The sequence below is a fragment of the Chitinophagales bacterium genome (genome assembly GCA_040877935.1).
Lineage (GTDB): Bacteria > Bacteroidota > Bacteroidia > Chitinophagales > CAIOSU01 > JBBDNB01.
Genome location: JBBDNB010000043.1, coordinates 138,172 through 162,084 on the forward strand (window position 1 = coordinate 138,172; position 23,913 = coordinate 162,084).

At 38.2% G+C, this 23,913-nt stretch carries 20 protein-coding genes; 10 read left to right on the top strand and 10 right to left on the bottom strand.

The window, feature by feature from the left end; all coding sequences use genetic code 11:
* Positions 1-85 precede the first annotated feature (85 nt).
* The gene (locus tag WD048_11555) at positions 86-469 is read left to right on the top strand and encodes an START-like domain-containing protein (GenBank protein MEX0812842.1); all 384 of its coding nucleotides are present in this window, start codon (positions 86-88) and stop codon (positions 467-469) included.
* 616 nt (positions 470-1,085) lie between these two features.
* Here WD048_11555 and WD048_11560 read toward each other — a convergent pair.
* The 4 genes from WD048_11560 to WD048_11575 form a co-directional block, all read right to left on the bottom strand.
* Positions 1,086-2,615 carry a BCCT family transporter gene (locus WD048_11560; protein MEX0812843.1) on the bottom strand — a complete coding sequence of 510 codons (1,530 nt, stop codon included), beginning with the start codon at positions 2,613-2,615 and terminating at the stop codon, positions 1,086-1,088.
* Positions 2,612-3,349, bottom strand: a complete 738-nt coding sequence (locus WD048_11565) for a hypothetical protein (protein MEX0812844.1) — start codon at positions 3,347-3,349, stop codon at positions 2,612-2,614. Before WD048_11565 ends, WD048_11560 begins: the two co-directional genes overlap by 4 nt.
* A 47-nt stretch (positions 3,350-3,396) precedes the next feature.
* Positions 3,397-4,281 carry an FkbM family methyltransferase gene (locus WD048_11570; protein MEX0812845.1) on the bottom strand — a complete coding sequence of 295 codons (885 nt, stop codon included), beginning with the start codon at positions 4,279-4,281 and terminating at the stop codon, positions 3,397-3,399.
* A gap of 113 nt (positions 4,282-4,394) precedes the next feature.
* Positions 4,395-5,030, bottom strand: a complete 636-nt coding sequence (locus tag WD048_11575) for a sulfotransferase family 2 domain-containing protein (protein ID MEX0812846.1) — start codon at positions 5,028-5,030, stop codon at positions 4,395-4,397.
* Positions 5,031-5,195: 165 nt separating this feature from the next.
* Between WD048_11575 and WD048_11580 the strand changes: the two genes are divergently transcribed.
* On the top strand, positions 5,196-6,254 hold the full coding sequence (locus WD048_11580) for a glycosyltransferase family 4 protein (GenBank protein MEX0812847.1): 1,059 nt from the start codon (positions 5,196-5,198) through the stop codon (positions 6,252-6,254).
* Between the two features lie 7 nt (positions 6,255-6,261).
* Here the strand turns inward: WD048_11580 and WD048_11585 are convergent, their stop codons facing one another.
* Entirely contained in the window at positions 6,262-8,982 is a 2,721-nt protein-coding gene (locus WD048_11585) for a LamG-like jellyroll fold domain-containing protein (GenBank protein MEX0812848.1), read from the bottom strand.
* 153 nt (positions 8,983-9,135) lie between these two features.
* On the opposite strand from WD048_11585, the gene WD048_11590 reads away from it, so the two are divergent.
* On the top strand, positions 9,136-10,503 hold the full coding sequence (locus WD048_11590) for a dipeptidase (GenBank protein MEX0812849.1): 1,368 nt from the start codon (positions 9,136-9,138) through the stop codon (positions 10,501-10,503).
* A 3-nt stretch (positions 10,504-10,506) separates the two neighbouring features.
* Here WD048_11590 and WD048_11595 read toward each other — a convergent pair whose 3' ends face one another.
* Positions 10,507-11,079 carry a hypothetical protein gene (locus tag WD048_11595; protein ID MEX0812850.1) on the bottom strand — a complete coding sequence of 191 codons (573 nt, stop codon included), beginning with the start codon at positions 11,077-11,079 and terminating at the stop codon, positions 10,507-10,509.
* Positions 11,080-11,465: 386 nt separating this feature from the next.
* On the opposite strand from WD048_11595, the gene WD048_11600 reads away from it, so the two are divergent.
* The gene (locus WD048_11600; protein MEX0812851.1) at positions 11,466-11,861 is read left to right on the top strand and encodes a DUF4783 domain-containing protein; all 396 of its coding nucleotides are present in this window, start codon (positions 11,466-11,468) and stop codon (positions 11,859-11,861) included.
* Between the two features lie 9 nt (positions 11,862-11,870).
* Complete coding sequence (nadC, locus tag WD048_11605) at positions 11,871-12,707, top strand: carboxylating nicotinate-nucleotide diphosphorylase (GenBank protein MEX0812852.1); 837 nt, start codon at positions 11,871-11,873, stop codon at positions 12,705-12,707.
* A 55-nt stretch (positions 12,708-12,762) separates the two neighbouring features.
* On the opposite strand, the gene WD048_11610 is transcribed toward nadC, so the two are convergent.
* From WD048_11610 to WD048_11620, 3 genes are all read right to left on the bottom strand, one after another.
* Positions 12,763-13,047 (bottom strand): type II toxin-antitoxin system RelE/ParE family toxin, encoded by a 285-nt coding sequence (locus WD048_11610; protein ID MEX0812853.1) that lies wholly within the window; start codon positions 13,045-13,047, stop codon positions 12,763-12,765.
* Complete coding sequence (locus tag WD048_11615; GenBank protein ID MEX0812854.1) at positions 13,037-13,279, bottom strand: hypothetical protein; 243 nt, start codon at positions 13,277-13,279, stop codon at positions 13,037-13,039. The genes WD048_11610 and WD048_11615 overlap by 11 nt, the downstream gene beginning before the upstream one ends.
* A 196-nt stretch (positions 13,280-13,475) precedes the next feature.
* Complete coding sequence (locus tag WD048_11620; protein ID MEX0812855.1) at positions 13,476-14,048, bottom strand: hypothetical protein; 573 nt, start codon at positions 14,046-14,048, stop codon at positions 13,476-13,478.
* Between the two features lie 184 nt (positions 14,049-14,232).
* On the opposite strand from WD048_11620, the gene WD048_11625 reads away from it, so the two are divergent.
* From WD048_11625 to WD048_11645, 5 genes are all read left to right on the top strand, one after another.
* Entirely contained in the window at positions 14,233-14,565 is a 333-nt protein-coding gene (locus WD048_11625; GenBank protein ID MEX0812856.1) for a translation initiation factor, read from the top strand.
* A 385-nt stretch (positions 14,566-14,950) separates the two neighbouring features.
* Entirely contained in the window at positions 14,951-19,246 is a 4,296-nt protein-coding gene (gene dnaE / locus WD048_11630; protein ID MEX0812857.1) for a DNA polymerase III subunit alpha, read from the top strand.
* A 190-nt stretch (positions 19,247-19,436) separates the two neighbouring features.
* Complete coding sequence (gene trxA / locus WD048_11635) at positions 19,437-19,754, top strand: thioredoxin (protein MEX0812858.1); 318 nt, start codon at positions 19,437-19,439, stop codon at positions 19,752-19,754.
* Between the two features lie 83 nt (positions 19,755-19,837).
* Positions 19,838-20,755, top strand: a complete 918-nt coding sequence (locus WD048_11640; protein MEX0812859.1) for a DUF58 domain-containing protein — start codon at positions 19,838-19,840, stop codon at positions 20,753-20,755.
* A gap of 180 nt (positions 20,756-20,935) precedes the next feature.
* Complete coding sequence (locus WD048_11645) at positions 20,936-21,700, top strand: alpha/beta fold hydrolase (protein MEX0812860.1); 765 nt, start codon at positions 20,936-20,938, stop codon at positions 21,698-21,700.
* Positions 21,701-21,814: 114 nt separating this feature from the next.
* Here the strand turns inward: WD048_11645 and WD048_11650 are convergent, their stop codons facing one another.
* The gene (locus tag WD048_11650) at positions 21,815-23,836 is read right to left on the bottom strand and encodes a T9SS type A sorting domain-containing protein (protein MEX0812861.1); all 2,022 of its coding nucleotides are present in this window, start codon (positions 23,834-23,836) and stop codon (positions 21,815-21,817) included.
* Positions 23,837-23,913: the final 77 nt, after the last annotated feature.

The following is a 23,913-nucleotide window of genomic DNA, read 5'->3' on the forward strand; positions in this document are numbered from 1 at the left end:
ACAAGTGAGCTAATTTAATTTTGCGAATTAGGGGATTAAAATTAAATTGGGCACCGCTAACAAAAAATAAACAGAAAAAATCCAGATGGGAAATAAAAGTGTAAAATTTGAAATGGAGTTTGATGTTAAATCATCACCAGGAATATTGTATGATTTTTTAACTACTCCTTCGGGTTTGGCACAGTGGTTTGCAGATGATGTAGATATCAATGAGGATGAATGTACTTTTTCCTGGGAAGGTGCTGAAGATGTAGCTTACATAATTGATTCCGAAGAAAATGTTTTTGTACGCTACAGATGGGAATACCAGGATGAAGAAGAGTATTTCGAGTTCAGAATTGGCAAATCAGAGATTACTCGCGACACCATATTATACATCACGGATTTTGCTCCGGATTATGATGTGGAAGATCAAAAACTGCTTTGGGAAAACCAGGTGAAGATGCTGAAGCAGCAAATTGGAGGCTGATAATATTTGGGCATTTGGTTATTTAAGCATTTGCTTGGTTTCAGAACTTTAAAAAACTTTCTACAATTATTGATTTAAGCTGGAGTGTGGGATATACGACAATTTTCCAGGTTTTATCATTTACCAACCATTTTATCTCTATAAAAGCATTTTGACCTGTATGCTTGAATTTATATTCTTGTTTGCTTTATCCAGTTTCCAACTAAAATAAGCCTCTTGGTATTTTATCCGTACTTTTTTCTTGAAAAAAAAGTACCAAAAAATTCAAGGCTGCGACCAATTGAACTCATAAAAGCTACGCAACACTGCGTTATTGCGACTAAACTCACTACGCAATTTGCGGAAAATTTTGAAAAAATTTTCCGATTGCTGTGCTTCGGACAAAGTCGCAATGGCCACTCCGTTTATGCTTGTTTTATGGCTCAATTGCTCAATGCCATTACTGTTTACAACATCTCCAAGCATCTATACCCCACGGCAAAATACCACCGGATAAACTTTGCTACGCTGTTTGCATATCCCATATAAAAACGGGAAATATTACTGAAACGGAGTTTTGTCGTATGCTCGAAATGTGTTCGAAAATTTCTATCCAAAAATAAGTTTGAACACCCTATCAGCTACCATTTTTAAGATACTCATCAAATCCCTTTTTCAGTCCAAAACACACAAAAAGCAAAACAATAGCAACGGGTACGCCTGTGGCGAGTGAGCCTGTTTGTAGGGCGATAAGCCCTCCGCCAAGCACCAGTACAGAAGCTACTATACCCTCTATCAGTGCCCAGAATATACGCTGTCTTTTTGGTGGGTTGTGCTGCCCTCCGGTGGTTATAAAATCCACTACCAGTGAACCACTGTCCGAAGAGGTAACAAAAAATATGACCCCGGCCAGGATCACAAATACGGAACTAATGCCCTGTAATGGGAATCTTTCAAGTAGAACATACATGGAAGTTGAGAGATTGGCATTGACAGCTTTTACAATGCCACCTGCTCCATAGAGTTCTTCGTGCAAAGCAGTGCTTCCAAAAACAGTGATCCAGACGAAAACAGCCAGTGTGGGAGCCAGCAATACTCCAAAAATAAATTCCCTGATGTTTCGCCCTCTCGAAATCCGGGCAATAAAAATCCCGACAAATGGCGCCCAGGCAAACCACCAACCCCAGTAAAAAATAGTCCATCCTGCCTGCCAGTCACCGGGTGTATAAACTGCTGACCAAGTTCCGAGCTCGGGGAGGTTTTGCAGGTAAAAACCCAGGTTCTGAACAAAAGAATTTACGATAAACAGTGTGGGGCCTGCAATAAGCATAAATAACATCAGCACTAAAATTAGCCCACTGCTAAGAATACTCAATCTGCGAATACCATGCTGAAGTCCCAACACTACAGAGATTGTTGCAAAGAGGGTGATCAGCATAATCAGGAAAACCTGAAATTCGGGGGTTTGTGGCCAGTCGAAAAGATAAAACAAACCGGCACTGATGTGTTTGATGCCCAGCCCAAGTGTCGTGGCCAGCCCGAATAAAGTGGCGACAACTGCTATTATGTCAATCAGGTCGCCTATCCAGGTATATATCCTTTCCCCGATAATGGGATAGAAAACAGACCGGATGCTCAGGGGCATTCCCTTGTTGTATGCAAAAAAAGCAACTGAAAGACCTACAATTGCATACACCGCCCAGCCGTGAAACCCCCAGTGCAGAAAGGTGAGCCCCATTGCCAACTGAGCTGAAGCTGTTGTTTCTGCTGTGCCATAAGGTGGATTGGAATAGTGCAAAATGGGTTCTGCTATGCTGTAAAACATCAGTGCCAGCCCTATTCCTGCATTGAAAAGCATGGCAAACCAACTTAAAAAAGAAAATTCAGGTTTGCTGTCCTGTCCGCCAATTCGGATGTGTTTGTATTTGCTGAACCCGAGGTATATTGCAAATACAAGAATGAAATTAATGGCTAAGATATAGAACCAGCCCATTTTTTGGGAAATATTGAGCTGTAGTTCGGTGAAAAATTGCTCAACAGAATCCTGATAGATCAAGGTGAGTAAAACAAAAAAGAGTATCAAAAGGGCTGAGGTCCAGAATACCGTGGGGTTGGTTCTTAGGCCAAGTTTTTTTTCCAGCCTTCCGGGTTCTTTGAATTTGCTCATGAATGTACGGCTTTTGCTGCAGCAGACTTTAATTTTTCATAGTAGGGCAGATGGTAGTCATAGTATTGCTGCAATAATGAGTTGTTTTCAACGGTATCGCTGTACTTGCGCTTTTTTTGTTCTATGCTTTTCGATTGAGCGGCATCTTTGTGCCAGGCTTCCCAGCTTTTCCAGGAATCGGGGGCTTGTTTTTTCCATTGCAGTGCTTCTGGTTTTGGAGGCAGTTTGCAGTATTGTTCAAATTTCTGGAGGGTAATGGCCGGGTTTTCCTGCAGCGATTCAGAAAGTAAAAGCAACGGTTTTTTGCCACTATTGCTCAGCAACTCGTAGAGCATCCAGAGTTTTTGGTAGCCAATTTCATCACATTGTACATCTTTGTTTATTGCATAGTGTGAGGCTATGGCTGTTTTGGGATTCCTGATAAGAAACACAGCTGCTGTGTCAAGCAACCATGCTGTATCATTTTTTAAATAATCCCAACAATGATAGGCCATGTCTTTAATGAAATAGTCAATATCATTATTGAACAGCTTTTGCAGATGCGATTTGATATTGGGGTAGGAGGCAGGAAAATCATATTGGCTTTGAAACCCCACGGCTTTTGCTTTTTTGTCGTGTCCGTAGTAGAGGTCGGAAAATGGTTCGTGCAATATTTCGAGGTCGCCCCGTTCTGCAATGGTTCTTTCAAATGCGGTAGAAACAGATCTTGGATGTGTCCAAAGGAAAATGTTCATGGGGTAAAGTTAGGGAAGAAAGAGGAGAGGTGTTAGCCTGACTTTGACTATTGGTTTAGAAACTCATTTAACAAATTGACTTTTTCATTTGGGCAAAAAATGAAGTTACGTTCATCATTTGAATCAATTTTATACAAATTATTTATTTCATATAAATGGTTATTATCAATGTGATAACAATTGTAATCTTCCAATTCATCAATAATTAGCTGTACCTCTTTTTCAATTTCAGTATAAATCTCAGAAATTAGAATAGGTCTAAATTTTTTAAGCACCCCTAAGCTGTTTTTTAAAATTATATGTTCGGTAAATTCAGTGTCTAATTTAATTAAATCTATTTGTTGAATATTATAGTCTTCCACAACTTTAGCCAAAGTTGTTGTTGGTACTTTATAAGATTCAGTTCTTTCTTTACCATATTTATTTTGGAGACTGTTGGAGCCATTTAGATAGTGTTTTAGCCAGGGGTATTTAGGGTTAATAACATCATGAAATTCTAACTCACCATCTATATCTGCCACAGCTTTTCCAATTACATTTACATTATTTAGTTTGTTTGAAATAACATTTTTATTCAAATAATGTAATGCGCCTCTTGAGGGTTCGAATGCGTAAGCTTGTATATTGTGATTTAATTTAGCGCTTAATACAGAAAATAGTCCAATGTTAGCACCTATGTCCATAAACACCTTTGATTTTTTAATTAGTGAAGCAATTATAGGTGTGAATTCATAATTTTCTACTCCATCATAAAACAATACTTTTGTTACATAGCATGTTTGATTAGTGTATAGGTGAAAAGTTACATCTCTATATTTTAGGTTGAGTTTTCCTGATACAGAAATTAATTTCTTGTTGGAAAATAACCGTATCATATTTCTTAAAAAGAAATTAATAAAAGGGATGTAGATAATTTTTAGGATTAAATTCATTGTAACACATTTTTGTTATTAGAGGCATGAAAAGTACAAAGATTAGGAAAGTTTCATGAAATCTATACTCAATTATGCTTCATGTAACTACTTAAAAAAGCCATATTGATTTGTTAACTTAGGTGTGGGTAGAAAAAGCGATAATCTTTTGAGTAAATATTCTTTATTCTTTTGAGTTCAGAAGGTGTGAAATTGATATTTGCTTTTTTACTTTGATTTAGTTTTTCAGGTTGTGAGATCGGAAGACCAATTGTTTCACATAAGTAACAGAAGTCATTATTGAAGTTTTCAAAACGACCTAAAAAATCTATTTCATTAAGGTCAATTAGACTATTTTGCGATCGTATATGTTTATCGCATCGATCAATATCTTGCTTTTCTACCCATGAGATAAAATCTGTAAGATTTTGGTATTTTTCGCGTTCTTTTACGTTGAAATTAAAATAGTTTTTTTGAAGAACTTTATCTTTCCATGCGCTTATAAACCTCTCTGAAGGCTCTCTTATAAAGGCAAATTTAAAATAATCTTTACACATTGCAGGAATGTAATCAATTCCTGAACTAAATATGTCTTTATTATTTGGTGTGTATTTGTTGAAATGTTTTTTTATTGTTCTGCTTGCTACTTTGTAGTTTTGAAACCACATGGTTTTATATTTGTAATTGTAGGTTATATAGTATTTATTCTTGGTGATTGGATCTACTAAATATTTATTTATAAAAAAATGTTTTAGTTTGTATGGGTTCATAATATCCATTTAGTTTTGTTTGTGCATGTATTTTATTCATTTTGAAATAAGCACTGTAGATGAAGTCTTAATTTAATGAAGAATAAAAAGAGAATTATGCTTTTATGTACTTTTGCATGGTCTTAATGTTGTGAGTTATAATGTTTGAACAGTATTAAATTTGAAATGAAGAAAAGAATTTTTTTAGTAATTCCAGTAGATACCTCTTTTATTAATAAAGATGAAACTATTCTGAATAAGTATTGCAAAGTCAGAAAACATCATTTTAAAAGCAGCAAAAACCCTGTTTTACTTTCCTGGGAGCTGATAAAGTTATTATTTGTATCGTTGATCTATGTGCCACAAAGTGATATCATCTACAACTGGTTTGTGGGTTATCATACCTTGTTCCCTTCACTTTTTGGGAAGTTAATGGGAAAGAAAAACATCATAGTGGTAGCAGGGTATGACGCTGTTTCTATTCCCTCGATAAAATTCGGGGTGTTTTGGAAACAAAATGCCATGACCTGGTTTGCAGTAAAGTCTTATAAGTTGGCAGATTATATTCTAACTGTAGATACAAGCCTTGAAAAAGGCATAAATTATTTTGCAGACCCAAGTGGAAAAGGGTATCCTATTGGAGTCAGAAGTTTTGTTCCCAATCTTAAAGCAAGATTTGAAAACATCCCATTTGGATTTGACACTGAAAAATGGAAACCAAATCCTGAAATTGAGAGAAAAGCTGCTGTCATCAGTATAGGAGTTGCATCTTCTATGCAAATTTTTAAGAGGAAAGGTTTTGATTTTTTAATTGAAACAGCAAAATTTTTGCCCAATGTAAAATTTACTATTGTCGGTTTAAGTGGTGAAATGTTGGAGTATGCCAAAAGAATAGCAAGCGAAAATGTGGATTTGGTTGGGAAGGTACCCTTTGATCAATTACCTGATTATTTAAGTGCGCATAAAGTTTTTGCTCAATTGTCTTTGAGTGAAGGACAACCCAATACACTTTGTGAAGCAATGGCAAATGGCTGTATTCCAGTTGGTTCAGATGTGAATGGAATTCCGGTGAGTATAGCTGATTGTGGTTTTATACTGAAAAAGAAAGATGCAAAATTAGCAGCTGAATTAATCCAAAAAGCATTGGACGCGCCTGAGGAACTTGGTCATAAGGCAAGGCAGCGGATAATCAATAATTATCCAGCAGACAAAAGGGAAAAATTGTTACTCAAATATATTCAATAGTAAACCACTACCTTACTAATACAAAATCCCCCGCTTCATCCACTTCAGCGCCATCGGGTAATTTTAGTTTGGCCCTGTAAAGATAATTGTCCATAGATTGTAAAGCACCTTTATAGTAGCCATTCCATCTTCCTTTATTGTCAGAATGGATCAATTCACCCCAGCGGTTGTATATTTTGAACTCCACTACCTCCACATTTTCGCTTATCAGTATTTCATAGGTATCATTGTGCCCGTCTCCATTAGGTGTAAAGCCTTCGGGAAAGATGAACAAATTGGGATTGACCTCTACCAATACCGTATCTGTAGTAATACAGCCGTTGTCGTCAATAAGGGTGACAATATAGGCCGTTGTGGAATCAGGACTGGCTGTAACCCTTATACCGCTTTGGTTATCAAGTCCCCGATCAGGAGTCCAGCTATATGTATATGGAGGGCTTCCACCTTCAGATAGGATCACTTCAAGGTATGTATTATCACCCAGCGAAATAAGTACGTCTTCACCAGCATTGACACTAACAGTTTCAGGTTGGAATACCTCAACGCTGTCCACAGCAGAACAATCATGGGCATCAGTAACGGTCAGGCTGTACATTCCACTTGTTAGATTTGTAATACTGCTGTCATTGGCATTGTTGCTCCATTGATAATCAAAGGGGGGAATGGCAGATGAATCAATTATGACCATTGCAGCACCTGAACTATCGCCATGGCACAAGACAGAGTCAGCATAGATGCTGATCTGAAGGCCAAGAGTAGTTAAATGCGTAATGACCGTACTATCGCATAGGCCTGAACTGCTGAAAGTATCAATGTAGGTACCTGAACTGGATACCGTATCTCCACCGGGAAGTATATAATTGTCACCAAGGCAAATGGTATCGAAATTGCTGTACTGCGGAACAGAGAGAATGCTTACCACATTGCTGTCGCAACCAAAAATACTTGTAAGCATAGAAATATAAGTACCACTTTCGTCAACGACTCTTCCATCTGGCAATGTATAAGATTCAAATGCACATATGGAGATGTTTAAAGTATCGGAAAAAATGGGTAAGATACTGAGGTCTACAACTACAATACTGTCGCATCCTTCACTTGATAGAAGTGTATCAGGGTACGATCCTGCTGTGTTGACAGAGTCACCTCCAGGTAAAACATAGTACTGCCCAGGACAAACACTGTCATATATATTAAGCTGAGTATTGGGAATAACCAGCAAATCAACATTATATATTGAATCACAGGAGCTTGAAGAAACTACAGTATCAGAATAAAATCCTGTTTGAGTATAAATATTGCCGGAAAATTTAAAAGTATCACCCTGGCAAACTTGAGCAGAAGTATCAATTACCGTGTATTCATTAGGTTGAATAACTTCTACCGTATCTGAAAAATTCGATGTATCGCAATTTGAATAGGCATTGAGGATATAAGTGCCCAGGGAATCGATTTGTACATCTTTACCTATTGATCCATTGCTCCAGGAAAGCGTACCGCCCGGGAAATCATTAACAGACAGGACAAAAGGAAAATCGCAGGTTTTAATAGTGGCAGGTAGGCCTGATTGATAAGGAATTTGCGATCCTTCCAGTATTATTAACTCCTGGTTTTGGTCAATTGGAAAATCTATAATGTTTCCGCTTGTTTGGCCGACAGTAACCAGTTTCCAGAGTGGGTCGTCATTGGCGGTCCTCCAGTAAACTCCCCCATAGGGTGGGTTTCCACCGCTGATGGATATATCGGCAGTAGGATTATTGGCTGTGGCCTGTGAGAAATATACCCCGTGATAGCGGTCTTGCAGGCAGAAAGTATCATTGCCAATGCCATTGTAAGTATTGGGTGAATCAAGGACCGTATAAATCTGAACACCGTTGACGTTGTTGCTGGTATTGGATATGGTGACCGTATCTCCCAGGCTGTTGATGTGCTGGGTGTTTTGGTTTAAGGTATAATCAAAAGTGGATTCATCGCCAATATAGGCACCGGACAAACCCCTGCTGCCTCCGTTAACATGTGTCCCATTGTATGCATTAGGGCTTGAATCTATCACAGGACCATTGGCATCCGGCTCGTCAAATTTGTAATAAGCCACTAAATTGGGTGCATTTGTTGGTACTTTTTTACACATGTACTCCCTGATTTCATTTTGGGATAGTGCCCTGTTCCAAATAATTAATTCATCCATTTGGCCTACTAATGGAGCGAAAAAAGAATTATATCTAATCTTTTTACCAATAGTTCCGACAGGATTATTGGTTAATAACATGTTTAAAGGACCACTACCATTGTATTTCAAATTTAAAGATTGACCATTTAAGAACAGAGCACCATTATTTATTGAGTAAAATATACCTACCAAATGAATCCATTTGTCCTCATAATAAAGAGGAATATCTGCTTGAATAGTTCTTCGGCAATATGGTTCAAAGCAACTACCGCTACCAGTGCTTATGCCAATTTCAAAGCTAGGAGATATGTTTAACCAAAAGCCAGCATATCCAGATGTAATTGATTCAGATGCGAAAATAGTTTGATAACCTGATTGAGCAGATGCTTTAACCCAGAACGAAACTGTAAATGGAAAATTAATTTGTTGGAAAGGGTTAACTTCTATATATGCATTGTCATTTAAATATTCATAAGCATTTCCACTTCCGGGTAATGATTGTGAGAATGCGATGTTTGTGCAAAAGAGTAGTATTAGGAAAAGTATATTTTTATTCATAGATCGGGAGTTAATATGAATATTCTTCAATTTATGGTTAGATTATAATGTTATTACACAAATATCGCAAATAATTTTTTAAGCTGACGATACTTTTAAATCACAGCATATAGCTTTTCCCATACTATTCCTATTTTTGCAAAAAAATAAACTGTGTACAAAGAATATTTAGAATCCAACAAGGATAGATTTTTAGAAGAACTTTTAGAACTCCTTAAAATACCATCGGTGAGTGCAGATCCCGAATTCAGGGACGATGTTTTTGAAGCAGCGGAGTTTGTAAAATCTAAGCTTGAAGAAGCTGGGGCTGATTTGGTTGAAGTATCACCCACCAAGGGATACCCCATTGTTTATGCTGAAAAAATAGTAGATCCAGAGCTGCCCACTGTTTTGGTTTACGGACATTACGATGTACAACCTGCCGATCCATACGAACTGTGGAACTCACCACCCTTTGAGCCTGTGATAAAGGACGATAAAATATATGCCCGTGGCGCATCGGATGACAAAGGTCAAATGTATATGCACATCAAGGCTTTTGAAATGATGCAGAAAGAGGGCAATTTGCCTTGCAACATCAAATTCATGATAGAAGGAGAAGAAGAAGTTGGGTCTGCTAATTTGGGTGTATGGCTCAAGGAAAACAAAGACCGGTTGGATGGCGATGTCATTATGATTTCGGATACGGCCACATTGAGCAATGAAAATCCAAGCATCACAACAGGATTGCGGGGCTTAAGCTATGTGGAAGTGGAAGTAACAGGCCCTAATCGAGACCTGCATTCCGGTATTTACGGTGGTGCGGTGGACAACCCTATTAATGTCCTTTGTGATATGATTGCCCGTTTAAAAGATAAAGACGGAAAAATCACCATTCCCGGCTTTTACGATAAAGTAGAAATAGTTGCTGAACAGGAGCGTAAAGCCATGTCCGAAGCTCCTTTTAGTTTGGAAGATTATAAAGCACATCTTGATATTGATGCAGTTGCCGGAGAAAAAGGATATACTACTTTAGAGCGGGCATCTATCAGGCCAAGTTTAGATGTAAACGGAATATGGGGTGGTTATCTCAAAGAAGGTGCAAAAACAGTTTTACCTTCCAAAGCACATGCTAAAATCTCTATGCGCCTGGTACCAAATCAGAATGATGATGAAATCACGGAATTATTTACCAATTATTTTCAATCACTTGCACCAGCTTCAGTTAAAGTAAAAGTAGAAAAACACCATGGGGCTTTGCCCGCTGTCACTCCTATTGATTCAGAAGCATACAAAGCCGCAGAAAAAGCAATGGAAAAGACTTTTGGTAAAACGCCAATTCCAATCCGCTCAGGCGGCAGTATCCCTATTGTGGCTTTGTTTGAGCAGATATTGGGACTGAAAACCATTTTAATGGGCTTTGGCCTGGACAGTGATGCCATTCATTCACCAAATGAGCATTTTGGCCTTTTTAATTTCTACAAAGGCATAGAAACCATTCCTTATTTCTATAAATATTTTGCTGAATTGAAACAGAAGTAGTGTTTATTCGAAGATAAAGCGGCCTTCTAAACTGAATGTATCAGCACTGAGCTGAATAATGTTTTGTGCACCCGATACATTAAATCCTCTGTCAGGGAACAATTCCAGATGCTGTACTGAATGATACAGCGTATTCTTTGTCGCCATTTTTATTTCAATGTGTTGGATATTGCCATTTTGATCTTTAGTGACACTCAGGCTTTTGACACGGATTTTCTTGTCATCAGTTTTATAGTTTAAAACTTGTTGTCCCAGCTTATTTACATTGCTGTCAACCGCAATTTTCCCTTTGTAAGCTGTTTTATTGATTTCTGCTTCTTTGAAAATACTCAGTTCATTTTCCCAATTGACATTCTGTATTAGTGAACTGTCTTGTTTCCCATTTAATAAAGCCTGTTTTGATAATGCTGCATTTTTATTCTCCAACTCATTGGCCAGATTATCTATAAAAGGCGAGATCGAAAAATAAATATCTTCCTGTGGACGTACTTTTATATCAGAACATGCGCTGAGCAAAAGGCACATGCTAAATATGCAGATTATAAACCCTTTCAAATTGATCTTGTTATTTGCCAAAATTATAGATTGAGTGTTTCAAAAGTACAAACAGCAGACATTGAAATAGGGGAATTGTTCATTTTTTTTAGCCCAAATGTTTTGTTTACAGATGAAATGCAGATATTTTGCCATTAAGTCTCAGAGGCACAAAGACTTTTTAAGGAAGAATATCAGCTAATTTAATCAATACATAAACATCAATTTATTTCCTGTAAAACCGTCATGTATAGTGTTGTTGTGACTTTGTGGTTATTTTAGCAGCAGGGATTAGTCACTGAAAATTGAATGTCATTATGATTCCTAACTGTATAACCCAATTTAAATAATATCCCGCATAGGAATTAATTTTTCATTGATTTCCTTAATTTGGCACAATCTTAGCTTTATATTGAAAAATGCAACACATGAAACTCAGAAATGCAATATTGATTCTATTAATGCTTGTAATAAATACACCAATGCTTTTTGCACAGGATGTATTGGATGAAATTACGCTTGCGCTGCAAACAGGCAATGCATCACAATTGGCGCGCGATTTTGACAATTCTGTTGAAATCACCATTGTAAACAGCGATGATGTCTATTCTAAATCGCAGGCGGAAATGATTTTGAAGAAATTTTTCAACAGCAACCCGCCCAAATCCTTTCAGTTTGTGCATCAGGGCAATTCAGCTGAAGGTTCGCACTATGGAATTGGTAATTATGCCTCATCAGGAGGAGCCAATTACCGCACCTACGTGTATGTGAAGCAGAAAGGTGACAAATACCTGATTCAGGAAATTCGCTTTGAGAACGATTAAAGCCATTTCATGCAATTAAATGAGTTAATTCGCCTTGCACTTGCCGAAGACCTTGGAGAGGGCGACCACAGTGCAAAAGCATGTATTCCCGAAAATTCCAATCAAAAAGCTTTTATCTATGCCAAGTCAGATGGGGTATTGTCTGGCATTGCTGTGGCATGTGAGGTATTTAAGCAGGTAGATCCTGTTTTGGAAATAGAACCTGTAAAAACAGATGCAGAGCCTGTTGCCAATGGAGACAAGGTAATGTTGATCAAAGGTTCGGCCCGTTCAATACTTGCCGGTGAAAGGTTGGCCTTGAATTTTTTGCAGCGTATGAGCGGTGTGGCAGGTTTGACCCGCCAATTTGTTGAGGCTGTGGAAGGTACCGGGGTTAAAATCCTGGATACGCGGAAAACCACGCCATTGCTCCGTGCATTGCAAAAGCAAGCGGTCTTACACGGAGGAGGGGAGAACCACCGCTTTGGCTTGTACGATATGATCATGCTCAAGGAAAACCACATTGCTTTTGCAGGTGGTATTTCAAAAGCGCTGGACGCAGTGAAAAAATACCAGCAGGAAAACAATACCAATTTGCAGGTGGAAATCGAAACCAGGAATATTGACGAGGTCAGGGAAGTCTTGAAGAATGAAGTTGCCAATCGCATTATGCTGGATAATTTCACAGTAGAAGAAGCAAAAAAAGCTGTGCAATTGATTGACAAGCGCATGGAAACGGAAATCTCAGGCGGCATCAACCTTTCTACGGTTAGGAGTTATGCCGAAACCGGGGTTGATTTTATTTCCGTGGGTGCATTGACCCATTCCGCGCCTATTTTGGATTTGAGTTTGTTGGCGGAGGATTGAATTTAACTCCAAATCTAAAGTGTCATGCAGAACCTGAAAGGTACTATACATAGGTTTATAGTATAAGGTTAATGTCTTGCTGTCCAATAATGGCCATAATCTCAACTACATTGTTTTCGATTTTATAAAAAATGCTGTCAGAACCACATACACAACGCCTATAACCTGGTTTGATGTAGTCAACAGATTCAAATGAGTATGGTCTTTCAGCTATAATATCAAAGTATTCGAAAAAGGTGTTGAAATATTTATCAGCTTGATCTACTCCGAATTTTGTGATGCCAAATTGATGAATTCTAATAAGGTCATTTTTGGCTTCATTGCTTAATTTATAGGTCATTAAGTAAATCTTTGGACTGCTTCAAAATATCTGCTTTAGAATCGGAAGTAAACCCACTCTTTTCGGCCCTTTCTAATTTTAGTTTTAACCAATCAACTTGTTTTTGCTGGCTTCTGGCTTGCCGGATCAGATCGTTGATGATTTCACTTTTGCTCGAATATTCCTTTTTAGCGATTAAGCTTTTTAACCACTTGTCATTAGGTTCTGTGAATGAAATACTTTGTCTGGCCATAACTTTAGATTTATGATGTAAAAGTACACCAAATACGCATCAAAATCAAAGTTTTAGAGATTTGCACTAAACTGGTGCACATTTGCAGTTGAGCTAAGAGTTTTGGGAATGCGTGCTTTTTTTGTGTGCTATAAAAAAATAAAACACTAGCAACCTGACGGGAATTAGTATTTTTTTAGACGCATGTTATCAACATTTATTCATTTTTAATTACTTCTCCATCTTTGTAATCTTCATACGCTCTTATACTTCCATCAATATTGAACCAATAATGACGCCCTTCTTTTTTCCCATTTATAAAATCTCCTGTGCTTTCCATTTGACCGTTTGGATAATACCATGTCCAAGTTCCGTGTTGAAGTCCATTTAGGTATTCCCCAGTGATAATTTTATATCCTTCAAAATGAGTCCAAGTAGCAAGCCCGTTCAAGGTATCATTGTGAAAATGGACTTCTCTTATTTCATTCTTTTCATAGTCCCATTCTATAAACTTACCTTCTTTTAAACCATTGCTGTAGTATACTTCATTGTGTTTCTTCCCATCAGGGTAGAAGTTTATCCATTGTCCAGTTGGCAAACCATGAACATAATTTCCTTTAGATTGAATTGAATCGGTTAGATAAAAATAAATCCACTGGCCATGCTCTTTATCGTTATTGTCGTATTTTCCAATTGCTTTTAATGTTGGAGAAATTCTTAAAGTATCGGATTGCGTGAAAGCAATGTTGATTGACAAAAATGATATGATCAGTAGTATTGATACTTTCATTTTTATTGATGGTATTTAAATTTATACAATATCATTTTGACCACATAGCTCATGCAGATTATTGACATATAAAAACTTTTTTGTGATTATGTATTCAAAAATATACTTTACCAACACAAGTGCCAAGAAAACATTGTTATAATTCACTTTTTTCATCTTCTAAAAAGCGTACTAACTTTGCAATATGTCAAACAAAAACAAACAAGGCGGCCTGGTCTATTCCACCAATCCCGATGTGGACACCAGCGCAGAGGAAGAATATATTGAAACACCAGAACCGGGCGATCAACAACTCAGGGTATTGCTCGATGCCCGCCACCGCAAAGGCAAGATCATGACCGTAGTGGCAGATTTTGTGGGCTCGGAAGATGACCTCAAAGACCTGGGGAAAACCCTTAAAAACAAATGTGGAACAGGTGGTTCTGTTAAAGATGGCGAAATACTCATCCAGGGTAAATTCAAGGAAAAAGTAGCCCAGGAGCTTCGCAAAATGGGCTACAAGGTGAAGGTGCAGTAAACCTAACAATCAAGTACGTCATTGCAAATTTTTCGTAATGCAATGGAGAAAAATGTGGCAATCTGGTTGGATGCATTACGTAAGCCTATGCTTTGGGTTGACCAGATTCTTCCTGCCCTGCCGCCTGCCCGAACGTACCTCGATACGGGCGGGGGGCAGGCGGGCACTTCGCTCTGAATGAACCTTGTAATTTTTGCTTTGGTTTTTTACTTTAAATGCAAAACCAAAGAAAAGTGCATTAATTGTCAGTAAGTTTCTTTTCGCTTTTTTCAGATCAAGTTTTTGCTGACTTATATTTACTGTTCTTCCATTAATTGACCGGATTTATTACCGCTTTCTATAAGCATACCTGTCAATTTTGATCATTCATTTAAAGCAGTATTCTATGTTTCTCATTTTTGACACTGAAACCACCGGCCTTGCGCTCGATTTTAAAGCACCTGTAAGCGATACCGATTCCTGGCCGCGAATGGTGCAGCTCGCATGGCAATTGCATGATGTAAACGGTAAGTTGCTCAATCAGAAAAGCTACATTGTCAAACCCGATGGTTTTAATATTCCTTTTAATGCAGCAAATATCCATGGCATCACTACTGAACGTGCTGAAGCGGAAGGCCATGACTTAAGTTTTGTGCTTGAAGAATTTGGAAAAGATGTAGGCCTCTCGCAGTACCTTGTTGGGCACAATGTGCAATTTGATGTAAATGTGGTCGGCTGTGAATATTTTCGCCAGCAAAAGGAAAGCAACTTATTGGATATCCCTTCCTTAGACACACAGCGGTTAAGTACAGCCTATTGTGCCTTGCCGGGAGGAAGGGGCAAGCAATTCAAATTTCCCAAATTAGAAGAATTGCACGAAAAGCTCTTTGGGCATAAATTTGAAGCTGCCCACGATGCCGCCTATGATGTAGATGCTACTACACGCTGCTTTTTTGAGCTGCTCAAGCGCAGAATTATTAAAACCGATGAAGTCGAAGATGTGGCTTTAATTGCCTATGAAGCTCCTGATCTCGATGCGGATAATTTTGAAAAGGCAAGTCAATATGAACATGAAAAGAAAAGTGGCCCTTCAAAATCTGAAACAGAAGCCGCAAAATCTTCCCTTGAAGATGTTCCATTTGTGCATCTGCATTGCCATTCACAGTTTTCAGTTTTACAGGCAACCACCAATATAAAATCCCTTGTAGCGCGGGCCAAAGAATTGGAAATGCCAGCTATAACTATGTGCGATCACGGAAATATGATGGGGGCTTTTCAGTTTGTCACTGAAGCGGCAAATCACGACATAAAAGCCATTATCGGATGTGAGCTCAATCTTTGTAAAGACCGGAATGATAAAAGCAATAAAGACGATGGCTATCAAACTGTTCTTATTGCTAAAAACAAAAATGGCTACCACAATTTGGCAAAATTATCCTCTTACGCCTATACCGAGGGCTTTTATTATTTGCCCAGAATTGACAGGGAGTTATTACTGGAATACAAAGATGATCTAATTGCCACTACAGGAGGAATGTGGGGCGAGATTCCGCATTTGATTTTAAATGTGGGAGAGCCCCAGGCCGAGGAGGCTTTTCTTTGGTGGAAAGAAAATTTTGGGGCTGATTTTTATGCAGAACTCAACCGGCATGGCCTGGAAGAGGAAGATGTAGTGAATCAAACGCTCTTGAAATTTTGCAAGAAACACAATGTCAAATATTTTGCAGCCAACAATACCTACTATACGAATAGAGAAGATGCCTCTGCGCATGATATCCTGCTTTGTGTGAAAGATGCAGAAAATGTAAGTACTCCGAAAAAATACATTGGCAAGCGGGGGCGCGAATTCCGCTTTGGCTTTCCAAATGATGAATTTTATATCAAATCGAAAGTGGAGATGATCGAACGCTTTGCCGATTTGCCCGAAGCCATAACAACTACTGCTGAGATTGATGGGAAAATAGAAGCCTATGAACTGAAAAGAAAAGTGCTGCTTCCGAATTTTGAAATTCCAGATCAATTTAAAGATCCAAAAGACACAAAAGATCCCGATGCTAAAATTGGAGAAAACAGTTATTTGCGCCACCTGACCTACGAAGGTGCAGCAAAACGCTATTCTGAAATTACAGATGAAATCAGGGAGCGCCTCGATTTTGAATTGGAAACCATTAAGAAAACAGGCTATCCTGGTTATTTTTTAATTGTAGCAGATTTTATCAGCAAAGCCAGGGAATTAGGTGTTTCGGTAGGGCCGGGCAGGGGCTCAGCAGCCGGTTCGGCAGTGGCGTACTGCATTGGCATTACCAATATCGACCCGATTGAGTACGACCTGCTTTTTGAGCGTTTTTTAAATCCGGACAGAGTTTCATTGCCGGATATTGATATTGATTTTGATGATGAAGGGCGGCAGAAAGTTATTGATTATGTGATTGATAAATACGGGGAAAACCAGGTTGCGCAGATTATGACTTATGGTACTATGGCTGCCAAATCTGCAATTCGCGATACTGCAAGAGTGCTTGATATTCCGCTCAGCGAGGCCGACCGACTTGCAAAGTTGGTACCGGATATGTCAAAACTCAGTAAAATATTTTCATGGTCACCAAAGGAAATGTTGGACAAACTAAAAACTCCTGAAGATATAAATAACGCTAAGCAACTCATCAGCATCGCTGAAGGCAATGATGAATTTGCAAGAACGATCAATCAGGCAAGAGTTATTGAGGGTTCAGTGAGGAATACCGGAATTCATGCTTGTGGAGTAATTATCACCCCGGATGATATTACCAATTATGTGCCCATTGCCCGCGCAAAAGATACCGGGATGTTTTGTACACAGTTTGACAATGCTGTAGTAGAATCAGCAGGAATGTTGAAAATGGACTTTCTTGGATTAAAGACATTGACTTTGATCAAGCACACTGTTCAACTTGTAAAAGAGCGACAGGGTATAGAATTGGATATGGACAATATATCCCTTGAAGATGAAGAAACCTATAAACTTTTTCAGAGAGGGGATACAGTAGGAATATTCCAGTACGAGTCGATTGGGATGAGGAAGCATTTAAGGGAATTAAAACCTACTGAATTTGCAGATTTAATTGCCATGAATGCATTGTATCGTCCCGGACCGATGGAATATATCCCCAGTTTTATCAAACGAAAGCACGGAGTAGAGGAGATAAAGTACGATTTGGATGATATGGAAGAATACCTGAAAGAAACTTATGGTATTACAGTATATCAGGAGCAGGTGATGTTGCTTTCCCAAAAACTGGCCGGATTCACAAAAGGCGAAGCAGATGTTTTGCGTAAAGCTATGGGTAAAAAAATATTCAGTTTGCTGGAAGAACTCAAACCTAAATTCCTTGACCAGGGAGAAGAAAGAGGGCATTCGAGAGATGTGCTTGAAAAGATATGGAAAGATTGGGAAGCCTTTGCGAGTTATGCCTTTAATAAGTCACATTCAACATGCTATGCATGGGTTGCATATCAAACAGCTTATTTGAAAGCCAATTATCCGGCAGAATACATGTCGGCAGTACTCACCAACAATATGAGTGATATCAAAAAGGTGACCTTTTTCATGGAAGAATGCAAACGGATGCAACTCCCTGTTTTGGGACCCGATGTGAATGAAAGTGCTTTTAAATTCATGCCGAATAAAGAAGGACAAATACGCTTTGCCCTTTCAGGTATTAAAGGAGTTGGTTCGGGCCCTGTTGAAGCAATTGTGAGTGAGCGTAAAATGAATGGTCCTTTTAAAAGTGTTTTTGACCTCACTACCCGCGTGGATTTAAGACAGATCAATAAACGATGTCTGGAGAGCCTGGCCTATGCCGGTGCACTGGATTCTTTTGAAGGATTTCACAGGGCCAGATATTTTTCTAAAATTCAGGATGAGGATATCACTGTTATTGAAAAAGCAGTGAAATATGGGCAAATGTATAAGAACAACAAAGTCACTATGCAAAATTCGCTATTTGGTGATACTGTGATGGAAGATATTCAAGAGCCAAAAGTACCGGAATCCAATCCCTGGGATTTAATGGAAAAATTGCGATTTGAACAAGAATATATTGGTATTTATTTGAGCGGACATCCACTGGACAATTTTAAAACAGAAATGGATTATCTGGTCAATACACGTATTGCTGATTTGAAGAGTGCAGGTTTGCAGGAGTTTTATAAGCGCAAAATTAAAATTGGTGGAATTGTAACCAATGCAGCGCATCTCGTTAGCAAAAAAGGGAAACCCTATGGTACTTTTAGCATCGAAGATTATTCAGGTACAATGGAATTCAGACTTTTTTCAAAGGATTATATGAATTTCAAAGAATTCATGGTGAAAGACTGGTATTTATTTATAGAAGGCACAGTTCAGGAAAGGGGATGGGGTGATAATAAAGAGGAGTTGGTTTTTAATATTCAACAAATAGATTTGCTCTCCAATGTAAGAGAGAAGAAAAATTTTAATTTGACAGTATCAATCCCGTTAGATAAAATAAAACCTATATTTATTGATGAATTAGAAACCCTGGTAAATGAATATACAGGAAAAGACGAACTGACCATTCAGTTGGTAGATATAGAAGAACAAATAGGCGTGAATTTAGGGTCGAAAAAATACAGGGTAGAAGTTTGTTCCGAGTTGATTGAATCATTTCAAGAACATGAGTTTTTAAATGTGAAGGTGCATTGATGAGGCTTTAATAAAATTTAGTTAGAGTTGATTTTTATATGAATAAACTTGGCAAGTAAGCTTTGATGGATTTCTTATATTGAAAATTACAGGCTATGAATAGGTTTTGTAAAAGCAAATTATCAAAAACTAATTCGGGTATTAATTGTTACATTTGCAGTAAATTATTGAATCATAAAAATCAACTGAAATGGCATTAGAAATCACAGATGCAAACTTTGAAAATGAAGTACTAAAATCTGATAAAGTAACAATGGTAGATTTTTGGGCAGAATGGTGCGGCCCATGTCGTGCAATTGCTCCTGTTGTGGAAGAACTGGCTGGTGAATATGAAGGAAGAGCGCAAATTGGCAAAGTGAATGTCGATGAAAATCCTGGTGTGGCCAGCAAATTTGGCATAAGAAATATCCCTACTATTTTGTTTATTAAAAATGGAGAAGTAGTAGACAAACAAGTTGGAGCAGTTCCTAAAAATGTACTTGCAGAAAAAATCGATGCCCATTTATAAGAATTGTGGGTATTAAATGTTTTAGAAAGGGAGGTGTTTAGCTTCCCTTTCTTATTTTTAGGAAAAATAAAAAGTGTTTAGAATTGGCAAAGCATTTAGAATCTTTAGATGACATTCACGAGATAGATAAGCTTGAATTCCTTGCAAAGCAGGTAGTCGAAGGCTTTATTATCGGCTTACATAAAAGTCCTTATCACGGGTTTTCTGTAGAATTTGCTGAACACAGGCTCTACAACAAGGGTGAGTCTGTCCGCAATATCGACTGGAAAGTATATGCCCGTACCAACAGGTTATATGTTAAGCGCTATGAAGAAGAAACCAACCTGCGCTGTCAGATTGTACTCGATGCGTCTCCTTCCATGTATTTTCCCAGGGATCAGCAGAAAAACAAGATTAATTTTTCTATAGTATGTGCTGCTGCAATGTTTCGCCTTATGAAAAAGCAGCGCGATGCAGTTGGGCTTTCCGTGTTCAGGGATAAAGTAGAAGTGCATACAAAAGCTAAGTCAACACAGGTACATCAAAGCTTGCTTACATCTTATCTCGAGCAATACCTCAATCTCGAAGAGGAAAAAGGAAGTACCTCAGCAGCAGATGCTTTGCATCAAATAGCAGACAGTATCCATCAGCGTTCTTTGGTGGTAATCTTTAGCGATATGTTTGACAGCAATGCTGACAATGATGCGCTTTTCTCGGCTCTGCAGCATTTGAAATACAATAAACACGAGGTCATCCTTTTTCATGTAGTTGATAAGCGCCATGAGTTGGATTTTGAATTTGAAAACCGGCCTTACGAGTTTGTGGATATTGAAAGTGGTGAAAAACTGAAGTTGCAGGCCAATGAAGTACGTAGCCATTACAAAGAACAGATCAAAGCATTTGAGGAGGCACTGAAATTAAAATGTGCACAATACCGTATTGAATTTGTAGAAGCAGATATCAATAAAGGGTTTAGGCAAGTGCTTTTGCCTTATTTAATGAAACGAAAAAAGATGTATTAGTGAGTTTTTTAAAGAAATATAGAATCTTTTTTAAGAGGCATCAATTATTGCTGAGATACTATAAAGTGTTGATTAACTACTATTTAGGAAATGTAAAGCGTGGTGGTTTTAGAGATATTTATGATGATTTAGAAAACGGTAAATAGTATTTTTTGTAGATAAAAAATTCATAAAACCATTATGCGGCTCAACTATAAATCTTTTGGAAAAGGCGAACCACTTATTATTCTGCATGGTCTTCTTGGCTCATTAGACAATTGGCAAAGTATAGCGCGAAAACTGAGTGATGACTACAAGGTGTATATTGTGGATCAGCGAAACCACGGAAAATCACCGCATTCAGAGGAACATACTTTTGAGTCGATGCAACAGGATTTACTTGAATTGATGGACAGTGAAGAAATTGAAAAGGCAAATATCCTGGGACATTCTATGGGCGGTAAAACAGCGATGTTGTTTGCCATTAAAAATCCCGACAGAGTGAATAAACTTATTGTAGTAGATATTGCAAACAAAGCCTATGGCCGTGGTCACGATGATATTTTCAAAGCTTTAATGGCCGTGCCTATTGATGAAATTGAATCAAGAAATGAGGCGGAGGAAGTACTGGCCAAATACATACCACAAAAAGCCATCAGGCTGTTTTTAATAAAAAACCTCGACAGGCTTGGGAGTTCGGATAATTTCACCTGGAAAATGAATCTTGATGCACTTTGGGAAAATTATGATAGAATCAGTGAAGTACTTCCAAATGGTGTTTTTGAAGGAAATGTATTGTTTTTAAAAGGAGAGCATTCACCCTATATTCAAAAAGCAGATGAAGCTTTGATTAAAAAGCAATTTCCAAAAGCTGTAATAAAAACAGTACCCAATGCCGGACATTGGGTACATGCTGAATCTCCTAAGGAGTTTTTAAAAATCCTGAAAGCTTTTCTTGAGAGTTGATTTTACTCGATAATCGAGATTTAAACCTGCCCGACTATGCAGGCGGGTGCACCGAGGCTTGCCTCGTAATCAAAAGTATTTTTTCAATGCCTCGTGGGCTTGCCCCGAGGTTGTTTACTGCACTACTAATTTCTGGTTGTGCTCCCAATTATCTGTACTGATTCTTACGAAATACAAACCGCTGCTCAGATTTGCAGGCACATCAACTTTTGCGTTCTCATTGTTGATTTGCTGGTTGAAAACCATTTTTCCACTACCTGCACTGTAAATTTGAACATTTGGATTTCCAGTAATGGGGTTGCTGAAGTTAATTTTAACAGCAGTTCCAGAGTTTACGGGGTTCGGGTAAATATTTGCTGTAAGGATATTGTTTTCAGGGTTTGAAAATTCAACAGAAATCACACTTGAATAAGTATAAGTACCGTCAAAATCTGTTTGCTTCAGCCTGTAATAATTAATGCCATCAGCAGGATCGCTATCGAAATGCTGATAGTTTAATTGTTCCAAACTGTTCCCTGCACCATTGATTGTTGCTATGCTAGTGAAATTAATGCCATCGAGGCTCCGTTCCAGGCTGTAGTAATCATTGTTGATCTCAGTGGCTGTAACCCATTGCAGCGCCACAGAACTCCCTGATTTTTTACCCGCAAACTCTAAAAGCTCTATGGGCAAACCAAGTCCCGTTGGCTCACCTGTTCCAACACCAATTTCTGAAAAGCTGCTTAGTTCAAAACGAACAGTATAATCTTCAGAAGCCATACGGCCTTCACCACCATCTCCACTTAATCTTCCATCGGCAGTCCATGCTGTTCCTGTACTGCCATTTGGTCTTTTAATTGGCGCAAAAGAATTATCAGATAGGCCGGAAATATTGGCAATGTACAAACGCACATCATATTCGCCTGCTGAGGGCTGGCTGCTTGGCTCTATGGTCCACATGCCTGAAGTATGTACTGCATCGTAATATATCCAGGAATCTTCTACATTCATATCAGCATCATTATGATTGACTAATGAACCAAAGCTTGCGTCTATATAGGATACACTCTCCATGTTGTTGTTGACAATATCTGCCCTAAAATAATTGGTAGTACTACCACCATTTCCAACCGGAAATGCGTAAGCATCTGTATTCGAAGCTATGTATCTTCTTAAATTTCCATTTACAAAAGAGGTATCTGAGAAGCCACTCATACTTGCAGCAGAAGTTGATTCCAGAGTAAGTGTATTTGAACCGGTATGAACCACTCCATCAGTCATGGTGCAGTTGTTAATAACATTCATATTGTCATTCAAGGTAATTCCTGAAGCAGTATTGTTGAAAGTAACGTTGTAGAAATCTTCATTATTGGAAGTGACTGCTTGAGCAGTTGTTCCATTAAATGTCACCATTCCATTTCTCGCATTAAAAGTACCACCGTTATTGACCCAGTTGCCGCCAATGGAAATGTTGTAATTGCTGGCGCTCGCGTCAAACGCAGTAGAGCTATTGATTGATAAATTGTTGTTTATGACAATGTTATCGCTTAATGATTTTGTTGAAATACCACTGAGTATAAGATCATAATAATCGTGATATAAACTTGGGATATCTTGTGCAGAGGAACTGCTAAATTCAATTGTTCCAATTGTTCCATCAGAAAAAATTTCACCCTTACTTCCATTACCATCAATTTCACCTGCGATTTTTATATAACTTGAAGCATCTCTAATCTCTATTCTAGCAAGACCGGAAGCAAATACGCCATTAAATGCAATAACTCCTTGTGCTTCTAATTCTCCAAAAACCAATATTCTGGAAGCATTAAAATCTGTGGCCTCTATAAAAATTCTATCAGTTACTGTAAGTTTTACGCCTGATTTTACTTCCAAGGTTGAAGGATCAGTATCATTGGCATTGACGGTTACTTGTGAAATAGTAGCATTTGCAGTTACATTAACAGTATGTCCGGCCATAATATTTGCTGTATCTCCTGCTCCAGGAGCATTGCCATCCCAAGTTGCATCATCATTCCAGTTTCCGCTAGTAATAGAACTTACTGTTGCTCCATAAACCATGGAATTCGGTACGAGAAAGGTAAATCCTGCAAAGAGCAGGCCTAACCATAAATTTTGCTTTTTAATGAGCGTTTTCATAATAATTGGTTTAATGTCTAAATGAGTTTTTAGTTTGTCTCATCCAACTTGTACGAAAAACAATGTAATAGGTTACA